The sequence below is a fragment of the Veillonella sp. genome, assembly GCF_041333735.1.
Taxonomy (GTDB): Bacteria; Bacillota; Negativicutes; order Veillonellales; family Veillonellaceae; genus Veillonella.
The window spans coordinates 121,830-146,158 of record NZ_JBGKFB010000001.1; the positions used below are offsets into that span (position 1 = coordinate 121,830).

The window sequence follows — 24,329 nt, forward strand, 5'->3', positions numbered from 1 at the left end:
ACTATTATTTAGCCGCTTCAGCGCCTTTTGCATTATCAATAATGAATCGAGCTGCTTTTTTGCGAGCTACAGAGCCTGCCAACATAGCTACACGACCTTCTTTTGCAATAATATCCCAAACTTCTTTAGGATCTGCCCCAAAGTTTTGAGCCATAATGAAGATTTCACGGTTCATATCATCTGGAGTTACTTCGATACCTTCAGCAGTTGCGATAGCGTCTAATACTAAATCAGCGCGTACGTTTTCAGCTGCGGAATCTTTGTATTCAGAGCGTAAATCTTCGATAGTTTTGTTGGAGAATTTCAAGTAGTCATCAAGTTTCAAGCCACGACCTTCCATGTTCATAGCCAATTCTTGAATCATTTGTTCTACGCGATCTTCGATCATTACTTCTGGGATGTCTACAGTTGCATTTTTAACAGCTGTTTGAATCAAGTCAGCATTGTAAGTATCGATTGCGCGACGAGAAGCTTCTTCTTCCATTTTTGCGCGAAGATCTTTTTTCAATTCTTCAATAGTTTCGTAAGAGCTTGCTTCTTTTGCGAACTCATCGTTCAATTCAGGCAACTCTTTACGTTTAATGTCATGGATATGAGTTTTGAATTCTGCTTCTTTACCAGCAAGTTCTGCTACGAAGTAGTCTTCAGGGAATGTTACTTTTACAGTTACATCATCACCAGCTTTAGCGCCGATCAATTGATCTTCGAAGCCAGGAATGAAGCTACCAGAACCGATTTGTAATGGGTAGGATTTACCTTCGCCACCATCGAATGGTTTACCGTCAACGGAACCAGCGAAGTCGATTACTGCGAAGTCGTCTTTTTGAATTGTAGCGCCTTCTTCAGCAACAACCATTTTCGCTTGTTGTTCACGAATGTTGTTCAATTGTTCTTCGATTTGTTCATCAGTTACTGTAGCGTCTTGTTTTTCTGCTTCTAAGCCTTTGTAATCGCCAAGTTTAACTTCAGGGCGTTTAGTTACAGTAGCTTTGAAAATCAAGTCTTTACCTTCTTCGAATTGTTCGCGTTCGATTTCTGGTTCAGATACTGGAACGATATCGTTTTCACGAAGTGCAGCACTGTAGTTTTGGCTAGCCAATACTTCGAATGCTTCTTCCAAGATAGCGTCTTTGCCGAAGTTCATTTCTAAAATACGGCGAGGCGCATGGCCTTTACGGAAGCCAGGAATGTTTACTTGACCTGCAATGCGTTTTACAGCTTGTTTAATGCCTTTATCTACTTCTGCTGCAGGTACTTCAATAGTTAACGTTACTACGTGTTGATCAACAGGATTTACAGTTGCTTTCATTTAAAATATGTCCTCCTCGAAGGGCAATACGCCCAAATTTCTGTAGTATATTATGCACTCCTAATAATAACATAAATGCAAGGTCAATGCAATTCTTCTCAATTTACACTAAAAGACCACCCCAAAACGGGTGGTCTTTCTATGTATTACATAATTATGCGAATTAGTTATCTTTAGCAATCAATTTGATGATGTCACGGCGAGATAAGATACCAATCAAATGGTAATCCTTATCTACTACAGGAACATTTTTCAAATGTTGATCAAGCATAACAGATACAATTTCTTCTACATCTTTATCCGGTGTAGTTGTAATTACTTCTTCAGTCATCAACTCATGAACATGAGACGCTAACAATTTTTTAAATTGAGCATTATATTCGCCAATGCCATTGTAATAGATACTAGCGCCTAATACATTTACATAGTGAGGTACATGAGGACGTACTTTTTTGTAAAGCAAATCGCCTTCAGAAATAATACCTAATAATTTATTGTTGTCATCCACTACGGAAACAGCTGTTAAATTATATTTTACCAACAAATCAGCTACATCAGAAATTGGCGCATCTTTGCCAACAGTAACAGGGTATTTATTCATTACTTCTTGGATTTTCATAGTGAATTCCTCCTTACAAATACATCTTGCTTTATTATACTATTCGACATAATATAATAAAACTCCTTTTTTTATAAGAACATTATATAAATAATTTATAAGGCTATTACAAATAGTATTTCTGATACTAATACAAAATCAATCTGCACTCATCATAATATATATTATTTATTCAAGCGATACGATCTATTTAAATTAACTACATCACCAATGATAAGGTTCATTGCGATTAATTTTAGATGCTCTATAAATTTGCTCTACTAGTAATAAACGTACCATTTGATGGGTAAATGTCATAGGACTAAAGGATAATTTATAATTTACGGACTTGCGCAACTCATCGCTTACGCCAAAAGCACCGCCAACGATGAATGCCATATCACTTATACCATCGACTTCTAGTTTAGCTATTGTTTTGGCCAAGTCTTCAGAGGACATCGTTTTACCGTACACATCTAACAACACTGTATAAGCATTCTTTGGAACAGCTTTTAATAAACGTTCCCCTTCTTCTGCAACGACTTGTTTTCGATCTGCATCACTCGGCTTATCCCCAATTTTACTTTCATTTAGTTCAGTAATGGTAATCCCACCATAAGGTCGCATCCGTTTCACAAACTCTGCTACCCCATCGCGCAAGTAAGCATCTTTTAACTTGCCAATACAAACTACATAAAATCTCATACTCTACCTCTTTACAGATTGCATAGACACAATTTCATTAGGTTGTCCATGTTGCAACTTCATTTCCGGTCCAATGCGAATGCCTCCATCTACGAGCATTTGTCCTATTGTTTGCGTAACAAGGATGGCATTATTGTTATTTTCAGAACGATGGGCCAAAATAACTTGCATAAAGTCAGGTCGCTTCATCATAAGCAAAGCTCGGGCAGCCATTTCATTGCTTAAATGGCCTTCATCGCTGGCAACACGTTGTTTTAAAAATGGTTGATAAGGACCAAACCGTAACATATGAGGATCATAATTGGCTTCTAGTACTAACAGAGTCGTATCATCCATACGATGTAAGATACTATCAGAAATTACACCCGTATCGGTAACGACAGTAGCCTTATCTTTTCCAGCAAATACATTAATACCTATTGGATCAGCCGCATCATGACTAACGCCAAAAGACTCGACTACAAGATTACCAAGAGAGAGGCTCCCCTTAGTCAATTCTATTAATTGATTCTTTGGCACAATTAACTTATCTTGAATTTCACGCCACGTCCCTTGTTTCGTATACACAGGGATATCAAAACGTTTCAACAATTGTTGAAGACCTGCAATATGATCACTATGTTCATGACTGATAAAAATGCCCTCTACCTGTGCCATATCGATATGCAATTCTTTTAAACCATTGACGATGCGCCGGCAACTAATGCCCACATCGTGCAATATGACGGAGTTCCCTTTTTTTATTACTGTACAATTGCCTTTGCTACCACTAGCAAGAACATGGACCTCCAACGGTGAGGATTCACTCATCAAAACACTCCATATACTAAATCATAATTTTTTACATATGTCTGTGAAAGTCAATCTATTATCACTTTCACTAACACAATCATTAATTGGTTTCAGATAATTCACTCAAGCGTTCTACAAAGTATGACATATTAGCTTCAATATCTGGTCCACGGCGGAACATGTCACCACCAACGAGGAACATCGTATCATTTCCGTACAACTCTACCAGCTCATTAAGCCGAGCATCTGTTACACCACCACCCGGTGCTGGACAGGCGGCTTTCATCAATCCAAATGGATGTTTAATATAAGAGGAAATTCTCTTACATTGCTCTACTGTGAAAGTAAAACGTCCACCATAGGATACAAAGATAGGCATATCTGCACCAAAGATACGTGGTAACAGTCCCAATTGTAAATAATCGGCAATACCAGATACACCAGGGCTCACAAAGCCACCAGAGTAAGCAGGATGATGAATGATTGGTAAGCCTAACTTTTCATCACTTGCTAATTTATGAAGCCATCCAAAGCCAACAAGACCGGAAGCCACCATAAGAGCTGTGGCACCTGCTTCTTTAGCAAAATAAGCTCGTTCTATTACGTCTGTGCCATCACCAGATACATTGGCAGCATATAATGTATGTGTACCATGGGCTTCATTCATTTCACGCACCATAGCAGCACATCGTTGTACACGATCCTTAAATTGAGAGAATGACTGATTAGAGATGCCATGGTCATCCTTGATAACATCGGCCCCACCACGTGTATAAGCACCGCACATGCGAGCGAGCTCTTCATTCGGTGTTCCCATAGGTTTTACTACAGCCTGAATCATAGGGCGCGTTGGCGTTTCAACCAATTGACGAAGCCCTTGTAAGCCAAATCGAGGGCCTTTAAATACATCATATAAAGTTGGACAGAGTTCAATATCAACAACCCAAATATGTGGTTGCAACGATGAGTTACCAAAGACTACATTTAAGAATTGCGTTGCTTCTAGCGCTGTTGTATCTACAAGGTATGAAATACGAGCCAAATAGTAATGAGACGGATTAATCGTAACATTAGGCATAACCCCTACATTGGCATATGTGGAATCAGGCCCCATAGGTTCAAGTGACTCTAATCTACCAGTGACAGTGCCTTTAATATACGGATCCGTAACAAACTCATAAGGAAACTCTATGGTTTGTTCTACCTGAACAGCCCAGGCAATGGCTTTTGCCTCTTCATATGAACTTGCTTCTATTCGATACGTAACTATAAATCGCTCGTCTTTCATAATGCGTCTCCTTTGCAATAATATTATTTAATTATATACCAAAGTAGTACACGATTCCATACAAAAAAGGCCTCACTCTAAAACTAGAGTGAGGCCTTTTGAAAGAGCGAAAACATGTATATAGATTTTTACCTATATAAACAAGGTTTCTACCGTGAGAGACAATACATGTAATCGTATGAGAATTAACTAATTTAACTATATCTTATTGATAGAAATGTTTAGGATAACCTTTGAATCGTGTGAAGTGACGATATTTACGTGTTGCACGGTTAGGTTCATTAACTGTTTTGTAACCGAAGCCGTTGAATACAACGTTCAAAAGAACGGCTACGATACTACCAGCTGTGATACCAGATTTCAAAAGAATTTGTGCCCAAGCTGGGAAGTGTGCATAGATTTGAGGCGCTGCCAATGGAATCATGGATACCCCAATACTAATTGCAACGAGCATCAAATTATAGTTACCATCGAAACTAACTTTACCAAGGGAGCGAATACCGCTGGCAATAATCATACCAAACATTGCGATACCTGCGCCGCCTAATACAGCATTAGGGATACATGCTACAATAGCTGCTAACTTAGGGAAAAGACCTAATAAAATCAAGATTACACCAGATGCGGCTACAACGAAGCGACTTTTTACGCGTGTTACAGCGATAAGACCAACGTTTTGAGCGAATGCAGTGTAAGGGAAGCTATTAAGGATACCACCGATTAAAGTGGATAAACCATCAGCACGAAGTACTGCAGCCAATTCTTTTTGGCCGATAGGTTTGTCTACGATTTCACCAACAGCAATACTATCACCTGTTGTTTCTACCATAACTACAAGCATTACAATAATCATAGAAATAATAGATGCAAAATCAAAGGTAGGCATGCCAAAGTAGAATGGTGTTACAACGGAAATCCATTGAGAACGACCTACTTCAGAGAAGTCCGTAATACCACAAATCATAGCAAGAGCAGTACCTAGGATAAGCCCTACCAAGATAGCCAGATTACCAAGGAACCCTTTACCAAATCGATATGTCAAAATAACGAGAATAAATGTAGCTACACCAAGAGCTATGTATAGCGGATCTCCGAAGTTTTTATTACCTACGCCACCACCCATCCAGTTAACGGCTACTGGCATCAAGTTGATACCAATAATGGTAATGATGGTACCTGTTACCACAGGTGGGAATAAGCGAATCAAACGACTGAAGAATGGTGCCACAATAAATGTAAATATACCAGCTGCAATAATAGCACCATAAATGGTATTAATATCATGCTGTTGACCAATCATGATCATCGGTCCTACAGAAGCAAATGTTACACCTTGAATAAGAGGAATACGACCACCAACAGGGCCAAAGCCTAATGTTTGAATCAATGTGGCTACACCACATGTGAACAAATCAGCTGTAATCAAACGAATTAAATCTTCAATCGGCAAATGCATGGCTTGCGCAATAATGATTGGTACCGCTACGGCACCAGCATACATGGCTAACACGTGCTGTAAACCATAAGCAAATAATTGCGGGATTGGCAGCATACCATCTACATGGTTGACACCAGATACACCTTTACTCATAAGAATCACCTCATATCTTACGTTTTAGTTACTAGTAAATAATATAGTCATACTATCGTACTTGATAGAGTTTAAAAATCTCATAGACTTCACGTGGGAACCTTGATGGACAGGGGCCGTAGCCCCTCTCCACTAAGCAAATATTCTATTTTTTATAACCTGTATGTTGAATCGGCAAGGACCTACGTGGTTCTCCGTCGATACGACGATACGCATTTGCAATGGCCGGAGCAATTGGAATACTGGAGATTTCACCAATACCTTTGGCACCGTATGCATATTGTTCTGGTGTCCCTTTTTCAATAAGGCTTACATGAATTGGAGGACATTGTGTAGCTCTAAGAAGGCCTAACGTACCATATTTAGCTGTTACATAACCATCTTTATAAGGGAAGTCCTCTGTAACGGCATAGCCCATACCCATGATGGCACCGCCTTCAGCTTGACCAGAGCAAGATTGAGGATTAACTACACGACCTACATCATATGCTACATGAAGCTCAGCAACTTTATTATCTTCGCCAATTCTAGCTACACATGCACCATACCCATAAGCAACGTGATTTTTTGGATGTGGTTTATCAGAGTTGAATGGATCTGTTGCACCAAGGAACTCTTCATAAATTTCTACACCATTCAATTCTTCTAAGGTCTTAGTTTCTAACATTTCTTTTAAGCGAAGACTTGCTTTACGCGTTGCTTCACCAGTGAATACTGTTTGACGAGATGCAGTAGTTGTACCAGAGTCTGGTGTACGTACCGTATCCGGACGTTCCACAAATACTTTATCCGCTGTTAAGCCAGTTGTTTCACAAAGCACTTGAGTAGCCATAGTCGCCATACCTTGACCGATACATGCTGCACCTGTACGGATACGAACTTTACCATCACGTACTTCTAAGATAACGCGACCAGTATCAGGTAAACCTACACCGATACCACTGTTTTTCAAACATACTGCAAGACCTGTACGGTCAGATGCATAGTATGCATCTTTTACTGCTTCCAAACATTCTGCTAATGCAGTTTCTTCGGAGCAAATTTGGCCGTTTGGTAAAGAATCACCAGGGCGAACAACGTTTTTATAACGGAACTCCCAAGGATCCATGCCTACCAATGCAGCTAATTCATCAATGTTTTGTTCTTGACCAAAGATGGTTTGTGTTACACCGAACCCGCGGAATGCACCACCAGGAACAGTATTTGTGTAAACGCAAACACCATCAAAGGCAAAGTTATCAAATTTGTAAGGACCACAAGAGTGTGTACCTGCACGTTGAAGTACAGGACCACCTAAGGATGCATATGCACCACAGTTAGATACGATGTTCACCTTACTTGCTACCAAGTTACCTTCTGCATCACAAGCCGTAGTAATATCCATTTCCATCGCATGTCGTTTAGGATGAATATTAAGACTTTCTTGACGAGAGAAGAGAACCTTAGTTGGTTTGCCTGTGAGCCAAGCTACAAGAGATGCATGATGCTGTACGCTCATGTCCTCTTTACCACCAAAGCCACCACCTACAAGCATACTATGAACTTTTACAGATTCCTCAGGAATGCCAAGCATACGAGATACTTCATGACGATCATCGTAAACATTTTGGCTACCGGAATGTAAATGAATTACATCGCCTTCACGATATGCTACAGCACATTCAGGTTCCATGAATGCATGGTCTGTTTGTGGTGTAGAATAGTGATTAGTTACAACAAATGCAGCCTCAGCAATAGCCTTATCTACATCGCCACGAGATAATGTTTGACGAGTCAATACATTTCCGTCTGGATGTAATTGAGGAGCATCTGGTTTCAACGCCTCTAATGGATCTACTACTGGCTCTAACTCTGTGTAATCTACTTCAACTAGAGCTAATACTTCATCTAAGTATTTCTTTTCTGTAGTTGCCACAAGTGCAATTGCATCACCAACATAGCGAGTATTATCACCTTCTGCGATGAGTACATCCCAGTCTGGCACTAAGTGACCAGTCTTATTGAATGGTACATCTTTAGCTGTCAAAGCCGTTACACACTTAGGATGTGCAAGTGCTTTAGACACATCAACGCGATCGACTCTAGCACGAGGGTATTTAGAACGCAACGCTTTTGCGTAAATCATGCCATCCATATGGATATCGTCAGCATATTGTCCAACGCCTAATGCTTTTTCCTCCGCATCAACGCGGTGTAAACGAGAACCAACATTACCAGTTGTATCCTTTTCAGGAACTGGTAAGTTCTCGCGGAACATTTTTGCTGCTAGCATTATGCCTTCTTCGATTTTCACATAACCAGTACAACGACAGATATTACCTAAAATAGCTTTTTTAACATCGTCAGATGTAGGGTCATTATTTTCATCAATCAAAACTTTTGCACTAATAATCATACCTGGTATACAGAAACCACACTGCACCGCTCCGCATTCACCAAAAGCATAGGTGTATACCGCTTTTTCCCGTTCAGATAAGCCCTCAATTGTTACAACTGATTTACCATCTAATTGGGATAATTTAGTTACACAAGCCTTTGCTTTTTTTCCGTCTATAATTACTGTACACGTACCACAAGCACCAGCACTACAGCCTTCTTTAGTGCCCGTCAATTTCAAATCAGCTCTCAAGAAATCAATTAAACGTTGATCCTCTTGAACCTCATGTTGGGTGCCATTCACTTGAAAGCGGTACATATATAGCCCTCCTCTCATTAAGGAATACATTCACCAAGATATGATTCTAATAAGGATCCATCTTGTACCACATGGTGACCTCTAAGGATAACATCTCGAACTTTGCCTGTTACGGATATCCCCTCATAAGGTATATAGTCAGCCTTTGTATGGGCAAACTCTTTTGAAAGCACATGCTCAATGCGCTTATCAACAATTGTAATATCCCCATCGCTACCTATGGATAATGTTCCCTTCTTAGGGTACATACCATAAAGTTTTGCAGGGTTTTCACTAACTAATTTCATAAAATCTACAGCGCTCATATTGCATTGATTTACCAACACATCATAAGCGACAATCCCTCGTTCCTCAGCACCTGGGATGCCACCAGGAATCCGGGTAAAGTCATGTCGACTCTTTAGTTTTTGATCATTGAAGGTAAAGCTACAATGATCAGAACCAATAGTTTGGAATAGACCATTTACTAAGGCATTCTTTAATGCCATTTGATCTTGTATCGTTCTCAGCGGTGGACTCATCACATATTTAACACCTTCATAATCAGGTAAATTATATCGTGATTCATCAAGCACCAAATATTGTGGGCAAGTTTCACAAGTTACTTTATGTCCAAGGTCTCGTTCCCGAATAACCTCTTCTATACCCTCTTTAGAACTTACATGAACAATATGTACGGGATACTCTAATGCAGCACCTATTGTACTAAAACGCTTAATCGCTTCCGATTCAATTATGGCCGGTCTTGTGAGTGGATGATTGCCTACATCTAATTCACCACGTTTACGTTTATCAGCTACGAGAGCGTCAATTAAATCACCATTTTCACAGTGTGCTCCAACAAGAGCTCCTGTAGGTTTAATTGCCTCTATAGCATCATAAATTTCTCGATCTGTTAAACGGAAACCATACGCTAAGTACACTTTAAAGGATGACACACCAGCCTCTACGACCTGTGGTATCTCACGAGCTACATCTTCATTCATTTCTACAAGTTCCATATGGAATTTGTAATCACAGGAGCAATGCCCTGCAGCACGCTCCTTGTGAACTTCTAAACCTTTACAAAGGGATCCTTCCTCAGGAGAAGCAAAATTAATGATTGATGTTGTCCCACCAAGAATAGCGGCTTTTGTACCACTATCAAAATCATCCGCAGTAGACGCTAAGGCATTTGTCATCTGAAAGTGTGTATGAGGATCTATAAATCCTGGGAACACATAGCAACCTTTTGCATTAATAACTTCAGCACCTTCTGGAACAGAAAGGTGTTCATCGATGGCGACAATTTTGTCGCCATCGATAAGTAAATCTCCGGTAAGAATTCGATCAGTTAAGACCAAGTCCCCTTGTTGTATGATAATCATGATACATAGTACACATGCTCTTTACAGAAGGCATGTACGACTCCTTTCAATTCTTCAGGTAATGCATCGATGTCACATACTGCTTCTTCACCTTTGAAGCGATAACCACAGCTAGTGCCTGTGATGTAGAAACCATCATTTGTACTATCTGCTAAAGCTTCAGCATTGTGGAAGAATGTAATGCGATCCTTGTATGGTTGACAAGGTTCTACGCAATGACATGCACAGTTACCACACTCATTACAGCTTTGATCTACATGAACGATCAATTTAGCATCATTTACAGTAACGACTTCATTACATCTATTAGGACATACGCGAACACAAGATCCACATGTTACACGGCAGTGATAATCAGAACTACGTGTACCTGGGAAGGATGGCATTGCTTCACGTTTTTTCTTCATTGCATCGCTCTTCTTGAAGATTTTATTTTCACTAATGTCTTTAGCAAGTTTAGCGATGAGATCTTTATGTACTTTCAAAGCAGCGTTGTAATCAGTAGATTCTACTTCATCGGCTAAACCTTTAAATGTATTGTAGCCTTCACCTTGAAGAAGAATTGTACATACTGTTACAGGCCAGATACCACAATCAAAGATAGCTTTGATATTTTGTTTTACAGCACCACCACTGTAAGACATTGGTAAACGTTCGCCGAATTGAGCACTTAAGAGCTCAGCTACACCAATCGTTACAGGTAACAAGGATTTACCAGACATGTACATTTGCTCACCTGGCAATTCATTGTTGTGAATTTGTACAGGGAATGTATTTGTCAATTTAACACCAAAGATCTTGTTGTGTTTTTCACCAAGAGCGATAAGACGTTCTAACATTGGAACAGCTTTATCAAATTGAAGGTCAACTTCGAATTGGTGATCTTCAAAGTCAATATATTCAAAGCCTGCATTATCTAATAACTCTCTAATGCGTTTTGGACCTAACAATGTAGGATTGCATTTCAAGTATAAATGAAGGCCTTTTTCACTGATAAGGTAAGAACAAATAGATTCGATTTCTTCTGCTGGGCAACCGTGCATTGTTGATAATGTAATTGCTTGACAAAGTTCATCACTGATAGAGTTGATATAATCAGCATCAATATGTTCAAATTCATCTACATGGTCTAAGCACCATTGTTTACATGTATCCCACATAGGAGATTGAGATGCGCTGCGCATTGTGTTGATGAATTTATCAACCATTGGGCTCTTAATACCAGCCAAGTTGTAACCAACACTCATGATGAATAGGAAACCATCTGGATCGCCTAAGCCTAATTCTTTAGAGATTAATTTTAATGCGAACCATGCTTTGATATATTCATCAGCAGCTTCATCACAGCTATATTCAGAAGACCATTCTACGTTGTATGCTTCGTCTACAGAGTAGATACAAGGTCTAGGAATACCTAGTTCTTCACCGTACATAATTTGTACAGTTTTTAATTCGATGCAACGAGCACCTGCTACATAAGATGCCACAATGTTTTGTGCCAACTGTGTATTAGGACCTGCTGCTGGACCTACAGGATTTTCAATAGATTTACCAAACATTGGTAAACGTTGTTCATGATTGATACGATGAATTTTATTTACATTATAAATACGATTGTACATCTTGTACTCAGTCATAATGTGGTTCATCAATTTTCCGAAACTTACCGGATACATAATGTCACTCATAATGTCACACTCCTTTAAAGCGTTTGCGTTATGGGTTTAGTCGTTTCCATAAACCTTTAGATGTTGCTAAAACTTCGTTCATTACTTCAGCTTTATCGATGCCTTGTAATTTACGATCAATCATACGTGGTACACCATCACTAATAGTTGTTACCACATACATACCATTAGCACCGAATAATAAGTGACCATTGATGTTATTTTCATCAAGTGGTGTTGGTGCCGCGTAATCAAGAACGATTACGTCAGCTGCGGCACCTTTTTTAAGAATACCTACTGTAGTATCAAAGAATTCATTCGCCATTTTACGGTTATTTTCAAATAGCATATGAGGAACTTCGCCCCAACCTACATATGGTTTATGTTGCTCATGTTTAACAAGGCAATTTGCAACTTTGTAGGATTCGAGCATGTCATTTGTATAGCCATCTGTACCAAGGCCAACTGTAATACCAGCCCCTAAAAGCTTCAGGATATCTGTTGTACCTACTGCATTACCCATGTTACTTTCAGGGTTATGAACAACCTTAGCTTGAGATTCTTTTAATAATTCCACATCTTGGTCAGTTACGTGTACGCAGTGACCAGCGATACTCTTAGGTCCTAAAATACCAGCTTCTACAAGTCGTCTTACAGGTGTCATGCCATATTTTTCTTTACTATCTGCCACATCTTCTGGGCCTTCAGCAACATGAACGTGATATCCTAACTTGTCTTCATTTTGTGCTTTTACATAATCTAATGTTTCAGGACTTAATGTAAAGGATGCATGTAAGCCCATCATAGCTGCGAGTCTAGATGGATCCTTTTTCGCCTCTTTACCAAAACGTACATTTTCTGCAACAGCAGCTTTCATTTGGTCAACACCGTTACGGTCAGATACTTCGTAGCATAAGCAAGAACGAACACCGAACTGTTTAGCTACATCAGCAATAACAGATAGGCTATTAGCAGTTTCGCCATAACTTGCATGGTGGTCAAAAATAGTAGTTACACCATTTTCAATACAACCTAAATATGTAAGTAATGCGCTAGCTTTTACATCTGGAGCGGTCAATTTATTATCTAAGTAGAACCATAGGCCTTCTAAAATTTCACCAAAGTTTGTTGGTGCTGGACCTGGTAAGGATAAGCCTCGTGCAAGAGCAGAATAAATATGATGATGTGCATTAATAAAGCCTGGCATAATCAAACCGCCATGAGCATCAATAACTTCTGCCTCTTTATATGTTTTGCATAATTCATCATATGCGCCAATATCAATAATCTGAGTTCCGTCAATAACAACAGCGCCATCATAAATGATAGGTCTATCAGTATCGCGAGTAATTACAGTACCTTTTCCTAATAAAATCATAGGGCACCTCCCCAACGAATCGTTGGATGCATACTTATAAATCTATATATTATTATAATACGATACGCGTACCTGTTTTTCCTGCTATACCATCCTTAGATTTTTCTAATAATGTGATAATGGAAACACGGCCTTTTTTAGATTCTGCAAATGCAATGGCAGCTTCTACTTTTGGTTTCATAGAGCCTTCTGCGAACTCGCCTGCTGCTGCATATTTTTTCGCATCTGCTACAGTTATTTCATCAAGCCATTTTTCATTTTCTTTACCAAAATTAATGGCTACTTTTTCAACCGCTGTTAAGATAACAAGTACATCAGCATCAATTTCTTGTGCTAACAAGCTACTAGTCCAATCTTTATCAATAACGGCTGCTGCACCATGAAGTTCATTACCTTCTCTAGTTACAGGGATACCGCCACCGCCACAAGCAACGATTAGTTGTTTACCTACTAAGCCTTTAATCGCTTCGATTTCGATAATTTCTTTAGGTGCTGGGGATGCTACTACACGGCGATAACCGCGGCCAGAATCTTCTTTTACAACGTAATCATAATTCTTTTCTGCATATTCAGCTTCTTCTTTAGTCATAAAGTGACCAATTGGTTTTGTAGGATTTTTAAAACCAGGGTCATTTTGATCAACTAATACTTGCGTAACCATTGTCATGGTTGGCAAATGTTCAATACCACGATTTAACAATTCTTCGTGAAGCGCATTTTGTAAGTCATATCCAATATATGCTTGGCTCATAGCCACACATACAGACAATGGTGTATTTGGTTGACCTTTTACTTCACGTGTCAATGCAGCCATCGCATTGTTGATCATACCGATTTGAGGGCCATTGCCATGTGTTACTACTACATCACAATTGGCTTCAACTAAATCAATGATTGTTTTAGCTGTACTTTTTACGGCAATTTTTTGTTCTGGAAGGGAATTACCTAATGCATTCCCGCCTAGTGCTACTACAACTCTTTTTTTCATGTTATGCCTCATAACAAACTATTTAGAATAAAAAGGAGCCATCACCGCGGATGGCCCCTAAACTTTACTTTACGGTTGAACTCGATCAGTTCCCTTCCGCTCTAATTCTTTTAAAGTTTCTACAGGATTCTTAAATTTGCTTAAGAAGATCATCGCTGCAATAACATATGGTTTGTAGCTTGCTTCTTTATAAAGAGGTATGCGATAGCGATCAAATACTGTTGCATCTACTTCGCCTTCTTCACAACTTACACCTGTAATATCTGCTGGTAAGCAATGTAAGTAGAGAGCTTTGCCGTCTTTAGTAAGACTCATCATCTCTTCAGTACATGCCCAATCTTTATGTTTACCATTTTCTTCAAGGAGAACTTTCTCTAATGCTTTAATACCTTCATGGTCATTTTCACCATATAATTTGGTACGTTTTTCCATTGCACCAAATGGAGCCCAGCTCTTAGGATATACAATATCTGCATCTTTAAAAGCTTCTTTCATATCGTTAGTTCTGCGGAAGGAACCGCCGCTTTCTTCAGCTTGTTTTTTAGCGATTTCTTCAACTTCTGGCATTACTTCATAGCCTTCTGGATGTGCTAATACAACTTCCATACCTAGACGAGTGAATAAACCAATAGCACCTTGAGGTACGGATAGAGGTTTACCATAAGATGGAGAGTAAGCCCAAGTCATAGCAAGTTTTTTGCCTTTAAGGTTTTCTACACCACCGAACTCTTTAATGATATGAGCTGCGTCAGCCATGATTTGTGTTGGATGGTCGATATCACATTGTAAGTTTACAAGTGTAGGACGTTGTTCTAATACGCCATCTTCGTGACCTTCTTTTACTGCATCGGATACTTGATGCATGTAAGCATTACCTTTACCGATATACATATCATCGCGGATACCGATAACATCAGCCATGAAGGAAATCATGTTAGCTGTTTCACGAACTGTTTCGCCGTGAGCAATTTGGGATTTACCTTCATCCAAGTCTTGAACTTCTAAACCTAAAAGGTTACAAGCGGAAGCAAAGGAGAAGCGAGTTCTTGTGGAGTTATCACGGAATAAGGAAATGCCAAGGCCGCTGTCGAATACTTTAGTGGAAATATTGCGTTCTCTAAGAGCACGTAACGCATCAGCTACTGCCCAAACACCTTTTAATTCATCTTCAGATTTTTCCCATGTAAGGAAGAAATCTTCGCCGTACATTTTGCTAACGTCTAAGCCTTTTAAAGTTTCAATACTTTTATTGAAGTCTGTCATCTGTAAGTCCTCTCTTTCAATTCCCTAAAGGGCTACTTAGGATCTAACTTTATACGGTACCTCAACCAAGGGTGAGGTACCATATGAAATTCTTAATATCAACTATTTTTAATTATGTGTGCTTTAAATAGATCTAATTCAATGTATTTGATATTAGTCTTTGCAGTATACGGATGGCAATAATGCATATACAGCTGCACATGTTACAAGGTCTTGTTTCCATGTGATTTCGTTAGGAGCATGAGCTTGTGCTTCTGCGCCAGGACCGAAGCCGATGCAAGGGATACCATTACGACCCATGATGGATACACCATTTGTGGAGAATGTCCATTTATCAGTCAATGGGCGAGCTTTACGCATTTCAACTGTGTCTTCTGCACCGATACGTTCATTACCATACAAGCTAGTGTATGCTTCTTCCAAAGCTTCTGTTACTTTGTGATCTTTAGGAATTACCCAAGTTGGGAAGTAACATTCGATTGGATATGTTAAACCAGTCCAGGATGGACGAGCATATTCGTACATGGATACTTTTGCACCATATTCTTTAACATGTGGTAAAGCTTCGATTTCAGCCAAGCAGGATTGCCATGTTTCACCAGCTGTCATACGACGGTCTAAGGAAACGGAGCAAGAGTCAGCTACTGCACAACGGCTTGGGGAAGTGTAGAAGATTTGGGAAGTAGTTACAGTACCGCGACCTAAGAAGCGAGCTTCTTCGTAGTGGTCAGGATTGAATTTAGGGTCAAGCATTTTAACAAGACCTTTAATTTTTGTGCTTTCATCAGCAGAGTTAGCATTCAATTCACGGATATCTTGAAGGATGTCAGCCATCTTGTAGATTGCGTTGTCACCGCGTTCAGGAGCGGAACCATGGCAAGATACGCCTTGTACGTCTACGCGGATTTCCATACGGCCACGTTGACCACGGTAGATACCACCGTCAGTTGGTTCAGTGGATACTACGAATTCAGGACGAATATTACGTTCTTTAATCATGTATTCCCAGCAAAGGCCATCGCAGTCTTCTTCTTGAACTGTACCTACAACAAGTACGCGATATTTATCACTTAAAAGACCTAAGTCTTTCATGATTTTAGCGCCGTATACAGCGGATACGATACCACCTAATTGGTCGGATACACCACGACCACCGATTTTAGTTTCATCTTCGAAACCTTCATAAGGATCGAAGTTCCAGTTATCGCGATTACCAATACCTACAGTATCGATATGAGCGTCGAAGGCAATTAGGGTTTTACCAGTACCCATGTAACCAAGAATGTTACCCATTGGGTCTACTTCAACTTCGTCAAAGCCAAGATCTTTCATTTCTTTTTCAATGCGTTGAACGTGTTCTTTTTCTTCTGCACTTTCACCAGGGAATGCTACGATTTCACGTAAGAACTTGGTCATCGCTGGTCCATAAGTTGCTGCTGCTTGTTTAATTGCTTGTAAATCCATAATTAATGCCTCCTAACGATCTTCACCGTACCACATAATGTTTTTATATCTTTCAGGGTCTGTATCACCTTCAGTGGAGAAGCAGAGCACCTTTGAAGACGCATCTAATTCTAATTCCTTGCGTAAGTCTTCATATTCTGGCATTGTCATAATTGCCGTTACAAGACCTAGTGGAACTGCACCAGATTCACCGGTCGTAATTGGTGTGTCACCTTTAATTGGTGCCCCACCAACGCGCATTCCAAGTCTTGCTACCCAATCAGGAGCAGATACGAATACATCCGCATGGTTTCTTAAAATATCCCAAGAAACTGTATTTGGTTCGCCACAAGCTAAACCTGCCATGATTGTATCTAAATCACCCTCAACGATACGAGGATTACCATCATCAGCTACAGCCCCTTTGTATAAGCAAGCTGCTGCTTGAGCTTCTACAACTACTAATTTAGGCTTCTTAGCTGCATTGCTATATAAATTAGTAAAGTAGCCTACTACAGAACCTGCTAAAGAACCTACACCAGCTTGTACCACTACATGAGTTGGTACCTTGCAGTTTGCAGCTTCTAACTGTTCTGCTGTTTCCATAGCCATTGTGCCATAGCCTTGCATGATCCAGTTTGGAATTTCTTCGTAACCTTCCCAAGCGGTGTCTTGAACTACAACACCATTTGGAACTTCTTTAGATTTTTTAGTTGCTAACCGTACACATTCATCGTAGTTAAATTCTTCAATTGTTACGGTAGCACCTTCATTTTCAATTTGTTTTCTACGATATTCTGTAGAGCCTTTAGGCATGAATACTACTGCTTTTTGACCTAATTTATTAGCAGCCCAAGCTACGCCTCGACCGTGGTTACCATCAGTAGCTGTAAAGAATGTAGCTTGTCCGAATTCATCTTTTAATTGTGGAGAAGTTAACACATCATATGGTACATCTTCAACATTTTTACCCGTTTGTTGAGCTACATATTTTGCCATTGCATAAGAGCCGCCTAATACTTTAAAGGCATTTAGGCCAAAGCGGTAAGATTCATCTTTTACAAAGAGAGAATTAACACCGATATAATCTGCTAATTTTTCTAGCGATACTAGTGGAGTTACACTATATTGTGGAAAACTTTCATGAAACGCTTTTGCTTTCTTAATTTCTCTAACATCCATAACGGACAAGAACTTGTCACTAGATGGTGCCATCGTATTACGTTTCCACTGAATTCGGTCCATATTTGCCTCCTAGGATTCTTCCTTTACAGTATTTAAATCACTATAAAGAGTAAACTTAGAAATATTGAAATACTCTGCAATCTTTTCTGAAGATTTAGAGATAAGAAAAGCCCCTTTTTCATTTAAGTAGCTAATAGCTTTTAGCCGTTCTACTTTATTCATGAGTGGTCCAGGTTTACCAACTAACCGTTCTGCTTCTAGTAGTAAATCATCTAATAACTCCGATACACTTGTAGTAATTTTTTCAACAGTGCCAGTCTCAGCTTGGCCTATTCCTATAAGACTTTCAAGTGATCGATGCATCATAACAAACTCTGTGATATCCTGATTAATTCCTAATAGGTATGCAACATTGCCATTATCATCACGGATATACATGGTAGAGGATTTTAATATCCGTCCATCCTTAGTTTTTGTTAGATACCCAAATCTACCTTCACTACCATCATCATAGTTGAGTACATCTAAAACTACATGTGATGGACCATCCCCAACATGGCGATTCGTTATCGTACCATTTTCTATATATACAAGCGATGTATCAAGATCACCTTGTAAGTCATGTATCAGCACTTCACAAGATGGTCCGAATTGTATGGCCAATCCATGGGCTATAACTTTTAGCCGTTCCAATGTACTCATTGAGATAACCTCCCTCTCATCGGTATCGGTTAGTCTTCATGGTCTAAATAACTTCAGTCCGCTTATATAGTTAGTATTGTGAGAACAATTCTAACTATTTTTGTATTAACCTAATTTTTTGTTAGGTTCCTTACTTAAATTATAGGTCTATGTATACAAAAATGCAACGCTATCATGCATTAAAGTTATTAATAATTATTCAACTATATACGTGCGCTGATAGAAACACATATAAACACTATGATTTTTATCACATTATTTTATTGTTATTAAAAATTTTAATGACCAATGCATTATCACATCTATATAAATAAATATAGTAAAATTCTATAGAAGTAAGTATATATCTATATTTTTATATCTACAAATTAGATTTACTATATCCATATACATGTATATATGTTATAAATATTCCTATCACTCATGACCACCCAAATTTTCTATTATATATAGAGATACACCCTTATAATTAATACCAATATAAACAAAAAAGGCTGTAATAACGAATTACCGTTATTACAGCCTTTATATACAGTTATCTGTTAGGATTATGTTAATGATTAAGAGTAAATTATGCGTTTGCTAATGTTTTACCCAATTCTTCACATTGTGCTTTGCCATCATCATCAGGTTCACCCAAGATAGCTACGCCATCAGCTACTAATTCGCCGCCAGCATCTTTAATGCGTGTACCCCAGTCTTCCAACCAAGTACCACCCCAGCCATAGGAGCCAAAGATTGCTACTTTTTTGCCACCCAATTTAGCTTCTAATTCAGTGTAGAATGGTTCAAATTCGCCTTCTTCTAATTGTTCTGCACCCATATCAGCACAGCCAAGAGCTAATTTTTCATAAGCTGCTGCGTCATCTACAGATACTTCAGAAACAGATTTTACTTCAACTTCTTGACCTGCAGCTTTGATACCTTCTGCTACTGCTTGAGCCATTTGTTCTGTATTGCCTGTACCGGACCAATAAATTACACCAATCATCTTGTACCTCCTAGGCCGTTCTTGCGACCAATGAACTAAATGTTTTTCCCAACATCAATTGAGTTTGACAAAATTCACGACATGCTTTGTAACATATGAAAGAGCGCTTAGCATCTACCACGTCATGGTAAACTTTCCATTCCCCACACATACGATATCCACTGCCACGACGGGAAATAAAGTATTTCACATCATTCAATGGATAGCCTAGAAATACGCCGATTTCATGTGGAAAAACAATGCTCGCCTCCATACGGTATCGTAGATGTTCTAGCATCTCCATAATGCTCATCCGATCATGATAACCGTAGGCTTTCAAAAATGTCATCACCGCAGGTTGCCGTACATAGTCTCGTAATTGCTTCTCACGGAATACCAATAAAAGTCTACGCGCTTTACAGCGACATAATTCAAAGAAGAACAAACCTTTTTCATTAAACTCTTTGTTATATTCTGTCAATACAAATTGGATTTGTTCATTCATGTCCCGTGGAATAGAAACCAAGTTCGAAAGCTTAATCCCTCGAATTGCCGGTGCACAATGATATCCAATGATATGGTCAATTGAATTCATCATAATAGTACCTGCCTGTTGCATATCGTTAGAATCACCCCTAATGAGAATAATTCCTATATGCACATAGTACTCTTGATGAGAAAAATTGTCAAGAATAATTGATATATATTTTCAATAATTATTTATTTTTTAGCCATTAGCAAAGACTTAACTTTAGGGAATATCGCAGCATCATTAGCTTCATCTATAGCGATAAAGCGTGCATTTGGGCCAGTATACTTATCGTCAGACAAACTAATATGTAATGCTTCATTATAAGAATTATTATTAGCTACGCTTTTATATTTTAATGTTCCTTCATAGACATTACCTTGTTTAGATAATGGCGTCACTACTGTGAAAGTACCAAGAATTGGGCTATCCCCCTTATTAATAGCAGATGCAAGTGCACCTAGTGCAGATGGATCTGAGTTAACATGCTTTGTTTCACTAATTTGACCTGATAATTGTTTACCTAATACTACGTCACCATATACAGCATAATTCATTTCATTTTCGTTTTTAATATTTAATGTATATACATTAGCAGATGTAGCACCGGCTTCGATAAATACAGATTTTATATCCTTTTTAGCATCTCCTGCGAAAAGCGCTTTAGGATTATTTGGATACATAGTAACGCCTTCAGGTAATTTAACACCTTGATATGTTACCGTTTGGCTTCTATTTAAAATGGACTTAATATTTGCTGCAGAACCCATCGCTGGAACAGATACTAAAACAGCCGCTGCAGTAGCAAGTAATACTAATTTTTTCATATATCTCCTCGAATAAAACGTTAATGTCACAAACTCTCAACATCATGTCTAGTAACAACACAGTAGTAAAGAACCGCCCTTAACGGAGCGGTTCTTTATCATTATCTTAACAATGTAGGATACATTATTTCTTTTGTGCCTTAGCCCAGCTATCACGTAAACCAACGATACGGTTCATTACGATATGATCTGGTGTGCTATCTTTATCAGTTACAAAATAACCTTGGCGCAAGAATTGGAAATGGTCTCCTGGTACAGTTGTACTGAGACATGCTTCCCCTTTACTATGGAATACTTGTAAGGACTCATGATTAAAGTCACCTAAGAAGTCTTTACCATCAGAATCTTCTTTTAGTAAGTAGTCATATAAGCGAGATTCAATATCTACAGCAGTAGATGCTTCAACCCAATGTAATGTACCTTTTACCTTACGAGTACAACCGCTGCCGCTCTTAGTTTCTGGGTCATATGTACAGTGAATTTCTGTAATATTGCCATTTTCGTCTTTAATAACATCAGTACATGTAATGAAGTATGCGCCTTTTAAGCGTACCTCTTTACCTGGTGCCAAGCGGAAGAACTTCTTAACTGGCTCTTCCATAAAGTCATTGCGTTCGATGTAAATTTCACGACCAAATACAACTTCACGGTTACCCAACTCTTCATTTTCTGGGTTATTTTCAACGGTGCAAAGTTCAGTTTGACCTTCTGGATAGTTTGTAATAACAACTTTCACAGGATCAATAACAACCATAGGACGTGTAGCTTTGAGTTTCAAATCTTCACGGATACAGAACTCAAGCAAAGCAATGTCAACAACACTGTCAGCCTTAGCTACGCCAATGCGGTCACAGAAATCACGAATAGCCTCTGGAGTATAACCACGACGACGTAAGCCAGAAATAGTAGGCATACGAGGATCATCCCAACCAGCTACAAGACCTGCCTCAACAAGAGCACGCAATTTACGTTTGGACATAACCATTTTAGTTACGTTTAAGCGAGCAAACTCAATTTGTTGTGGAATTTCAGTGTCATCCCAGTCTTCAAGTACCCAATCATACAACGGACGGTGAACTTCAAATTCTAAAGTACAAATGGAATGTGTAATACGCTCGATAGCATCTTCAATAGGATGAGCAAAATCATACATAGGATAGATTTTCCACTCATTACCTGTATTATGATGTTCTGCATTTACAATACGATAGATAACAGGGTCACGCATAACGATATTAGGATGCGCCATGTCGATTTTCGCACGCAATACCTTTTCACCATCAGCGTATTTACCATCTTTCATTTCTTCGAAGAGTTTCAAGTTTTCTTCTACGCTACGGTCACGGTATGGACTATTGGTACCAGGTGTTGAGAAATCGCCACGTGTTTGTTTAATTTCATCTGCTGTTTGATCATCTACATAAGCCTTACCAAGAGTGATTAATTTCTTAGCATATTCGTACATTTGGCCGAAATAATCAGATGCATAGCGAGGCTCTCCAGCCCAATCAAAACCGAGCCATTTTACATCTTCCATAATGGAGTTTACGTATTCAACGTCTTCTTTTGCTGGGTTTGTATCATCAAAACGAAGGTTTGTTAAGCCATTATATTGCTTGCCAATACCAAAGTTAAGGCAGATAGATTTAGCATGACCAATGTGCAAGTAACCATTTGGTTCTGGCGGGAAACGAGTTAATACGCGTCCACCGTATTTACCAGTTTCATTATCTTTGTTGATGATAGCTTCGATAAAGTTAACGGATACAACTTCTTCAGGAGCTATAGTTTTTTCAATATCTTTATGTTCCAACGTTCTAACCTCCATAGGATAAATATTCTTTTATTTTACCATATTTTGCATAATACCGCATATCTTTTGAGGTCTTGTGATATTAGTCGAAATCAGCTAAATCAACGCCTGCTTTTTTAAGCTCTTCTAAAGCAGATTCTACATCCATTTCTGATTTTTTATAGTTAACCTCTTCATTAACACAAGTTTTTAATGGCTTCTTATGAACACCAGCAATAATATTATCGGCAGTCAAAATAGACATATCATAACGCGTGCGGTCAGTATAGGAACCAATATGTGGTACGATAAGACAGTTTTCAACACTTAATAGTGGGTGATCGGCTGGTAATGGTTCTGGATCAGTTACATCGAGTGCCGCATAATCAATTTCACCTGTTTGTAAGGCATTAATGAGAGCATCTGTATCAACGATAGGTCCACGGCCTACATTTACAAATAAAGCTGTATTTTTCATCTTCTTGAAGAATGCCTCATCGCACATGTGATAGGTTTCATCTGTTAATGGAGCCATTACACAAACCACATCACTAGTAGCCAACAAATCATCTAGCTCCATATACGTAGTCTTATGGATTTTATCATCTATACGCTGGTTACGATTATGATATACAACAGTCATGCCAAAGGCACGAGCACGACGAGAAATAGATACACCAATAGCGCCCATACCAATAATGCCAAGGGTACGACGACTTAAATCAAAGCCCTTAATATTAGATGGTCTTTGAGCCCAGCGTCCTTCCTTTACGAAATTAGCATTTTCTAAAATACGGCGACTAGCAGTGGCGATTAATGTAAAAGCAAGTTCTGCTACAGTTTCGTTGAGAACACCCGGCGTATTGCCATAAGGAATGCCCGCTGCTGTTAACTCATCAATATTTACATTGTCATAACCTACGGCAGCCTGAGCAATAACCTTTAAATTCGGTGCATTTTTAACGAGATCTCCATCTACATCTAAAGGTCTTACACACCATAGCCCATCTGCATCAACGAGCCATTCCTTCAATGTCTCACGAGGCATTACTGTCTTTTCTGTCCATTGACGCACATCTACATGCTCTTTTAAATAAGCAATTGCATCTTTGCGAACTAAACCATTTACAACAACAAGAGGTTTTTTATCCATGTTATACTCCCTCCAAAATATGTTCATTTTGTGTATCTAATAGTTTTAATATTTTATATTGAAAATATTTTCTTGATTATAAGTATA

General features: G+C 38.9%; 20 protein-coding genes. All 20 read right to left on the minus strand.

All coding sequences use genetic code 11. The features are described from left to right. Window positions 1-4: 4 nt before the first annotated feature. The 20 genes from tig to ACDF53_RS00675 all read right to left on the minus strand — a co-directional run bounded on the left by tig (window position 5) and on the right by ACDF53_RS00675 (window position 24,242). Entirely contained in the window at window positions 5-1,309 is a 1,305-nt protein-coding gene (gene tig, locus ACDF53_RS00580; protein ID WP_105089448.1) for a trigger factor, read from the minus strand. A gap of 163 nt (window positions 1,310-1,472) precedes the next feature. After that, window positions 1,473-1,928 (minus strand): CBS domain-containing protein, encoded by a 456-nt coding sequence (locus ACDF53_RS00585; protein WP_005385985.1) that lies wholly within the window; start codon window positions 1,926-1,928, stop codon window positions 1,473-1,475. A 204-nt stretch (window positions 1,929-2,132) separates the two neighbouring features. Further along, window positions 2,133-2,612: a 23S rRNA (pseudouridine(1915)-N(3))-methyltransferase RlmH gene (gene rlmH / locus ACDF53_RS00590; RefSeq protein WP_295794286.1), complete on the minus strand. Its 480-nt coding sequence runs from the start codon at window positions 2,610-2,612 to the stop codon at window positions 2,133-2,135. A 3-nt stretch (window positions 2,613-2,615) separates the two neighbouring features. Continuing rightward, entirely contained in the window at window positions 2,616-3,422 is an 807-nt protein-coding gene (locus tag ACDF53_RS00595) for an MBL fold metallo-hydrolase (protein ID WP_227721122.1), read from the minus strand. A gap of 82 nt (window positions 3,423-3,504) precedes the next feature. Then, on the minus strand, window positions 3,505-4,692 hold the full coding sequence (locus ACDF53_RS00600; protein ID WP_370815170.1) for a RuBisCO large subunit C-terminal-like domain-containing protein: 1,188 nt from the start codon (window positions 4,690-4,692) through the stop codon (window positions 3,505-3,507). A gap of 205 nt (window positions 4,693-4,897) precedes the next feature. Continuing rightward, window positions 4,898-6,283, minus strand: coding sequence for a nucleobase:cation symporter-2 family protein (locus ACDF53_RS00605; protein ID WP_105089451.1), 1,386 nt, complete (start codon window positions 6,281-6,283; stop codon window positions 4,898-4,900). 145 nt (window positions 6,284-6,428) lie between these two features. After that, a complete protein-coding gene (gene xdh, locus ACDF53_RS00610; RefSeq protein WP_370815171.1) occupies window positions 6,429-8,978 on the minus strand; it encodes a selenium-dependent xanthine dehydrogenase in 2,550 nt (849 codons plus the stop codon). Window positions 8,979-8,995: 17 nt separating this feature from the next. After that, window positions 8,996-10,345 (minus strand): dihydropyrimidinase, encoded by a 1,350-nt coding sequence (hydA, locus tag ACDF53_RS00615; RefSeq protein ID WP_370815172.1) that lies wholly within the window; start codon window positions 10,343-10,345, stop codon window positions 8,996-8,998. Beyond that, window positions 10,342-12,033 carry a hypothetical protein gene (locus ACDF53_RS00620; RefSeq protein ID WP_005385978.1) on the minus strand — a complete coding sequence of 564 codons (1,692 nt, stop codon included), beginning with the start codon at window positions 12,031-12,033 and terminating at the stop codon, window positions 10,342-10,344. The genes hydA and ACDF53_RS00620 overlap by 4 nt, the downstream gene beginning before the upstream one ends. A 28-nt stretch (window positions 12,034-12,061) precedes the next feature. After that, a complete protein-coding gene (gene ssnA, locus ACDF53_RS00625; protein WP_370815173.1) occupies window positions 12,062-13,390 on the minus strand; it encodes a putative aminohydrolase SsnA in 1,329 nt (442 codons plus the stop codon). 52 nt (window positions 13,391-13,442) lie between these two features. Further along, window positions 13,443-14,378, minus strand: coding sequence for a carbamate kinase (gene arcC, locus ACDF53_RS00630; RefSeq protein WP_296005617.1), 936 nt, complete (start codon window positions 14,376-14,378; stop codon window positions 13,443-13,445). Window positions 14,379-14,447: 69 nt separating this feature from the next. Next, complete coding sequence (gene ygeW / locus ACDF53_RS00635) at window positions 14,448-15,641, minus strand: knotted carbamoyltransferase YgeW (RefSeq protein ID WP_296005622.1); 1,194 nt, start codon at window positions 15,639-15,641, stop codon at window positions 14,448-14,450. A gap of 153 nt (window positions 15,642-15,794) precedes the next feature. After that, window positions 15,795-17,105: a YgeY family selenium metabolism-linked hydrolase gene (locus ACDF53_RS00640; protein ID WP_119208547.1), complete on the minus strand. Its 1,311-nt coding sequence runs from the start codon at window positions 17,103-17,105 to the stop codon at window positions 15,795-15,797. A gap of 12 nt (window positions 17,106-17,117) precedes the next feature. Beyond that, on the minus strand, window positions 17,118-18,329 hold the full coding sequence (dpaL, locus tag ACDF53_RS00645) for a diaminopropionate ammonia-lyase (protein ID WP_370815174.1): 1,212 nt from the start codon (window positions 18,327-18,329) through the stop codon (window positions 17,118-17,120). A 9-nt stretch (window positions 18,330-18,338) separates the two neighbouring features. Beyond that, window positions 18,339-18,971, minus strand: coding sequence for a transcriptional regulator (locus ACDF53_RS00650; protein WP_298695781.1), 633 nt, complete (start codon window positions 18,969-18,971; stop codon window positions 18,339-18,341). A 571-nt stretch (window positions 18,972-19,542) separates the two neighbouring features. Beyond that, entirely contained in the window at window positions 19,543-19,962 is a 420-nt protein-coding gene (locus ACDF53_RS00655; protein ID WP_105089459.1) for a flavodoxin, read from the minus strand. 10 nt (window positions 19,963-19,972) lie between these two features. Continuing rightward, a complete protein-coding gene (locus tag ACDF53_RS00660; protein WP_370815175.1) occupies window positions 19,973-20,560 on the minus strand; it encodes a DUF3793 family protein in 588 nt (195 codons plus the stop codon). 101 nt (window positions 20,561-20,661) lie between these two features. After that, entirely contained in the window at window positions 20,662-21,297 is a 636-nt protein-coding gene (locus tag ACDF53_RS00665; RefSeq protein ID WP_370815176.1) for a hypothetical protein, read from the minus strand. 124 nt (window positions 21,298-21,421) lie between these two features. Then, window positions 21,422-23,110: a glutamine--tRNA ligase/YqeY domain fusion protein gene (locus ACDF53_RS00670; protein WP_370815177.1), complete on the minus strand. Its 1,689-nt coding sequence runs from the start codon at window positions 23,108-23,110 to the stop codon at window positions 21,422-21,424. Between the two features lie 82 nt (window positions 23,111-23,192). Next, window positions 23,193-24,242, minus strand: a complete 1,050-nt coding sequence (locus ACDF53_RS00675; protein ID WP_370815178.1) for a 2-hydroxyacid dehydrogenase — start codon at window positions 24,240-24,242, stop codon at window positions 23,193-23,195. Window positions 24,243-24,329: the final 87 nt, after the last annotated feature.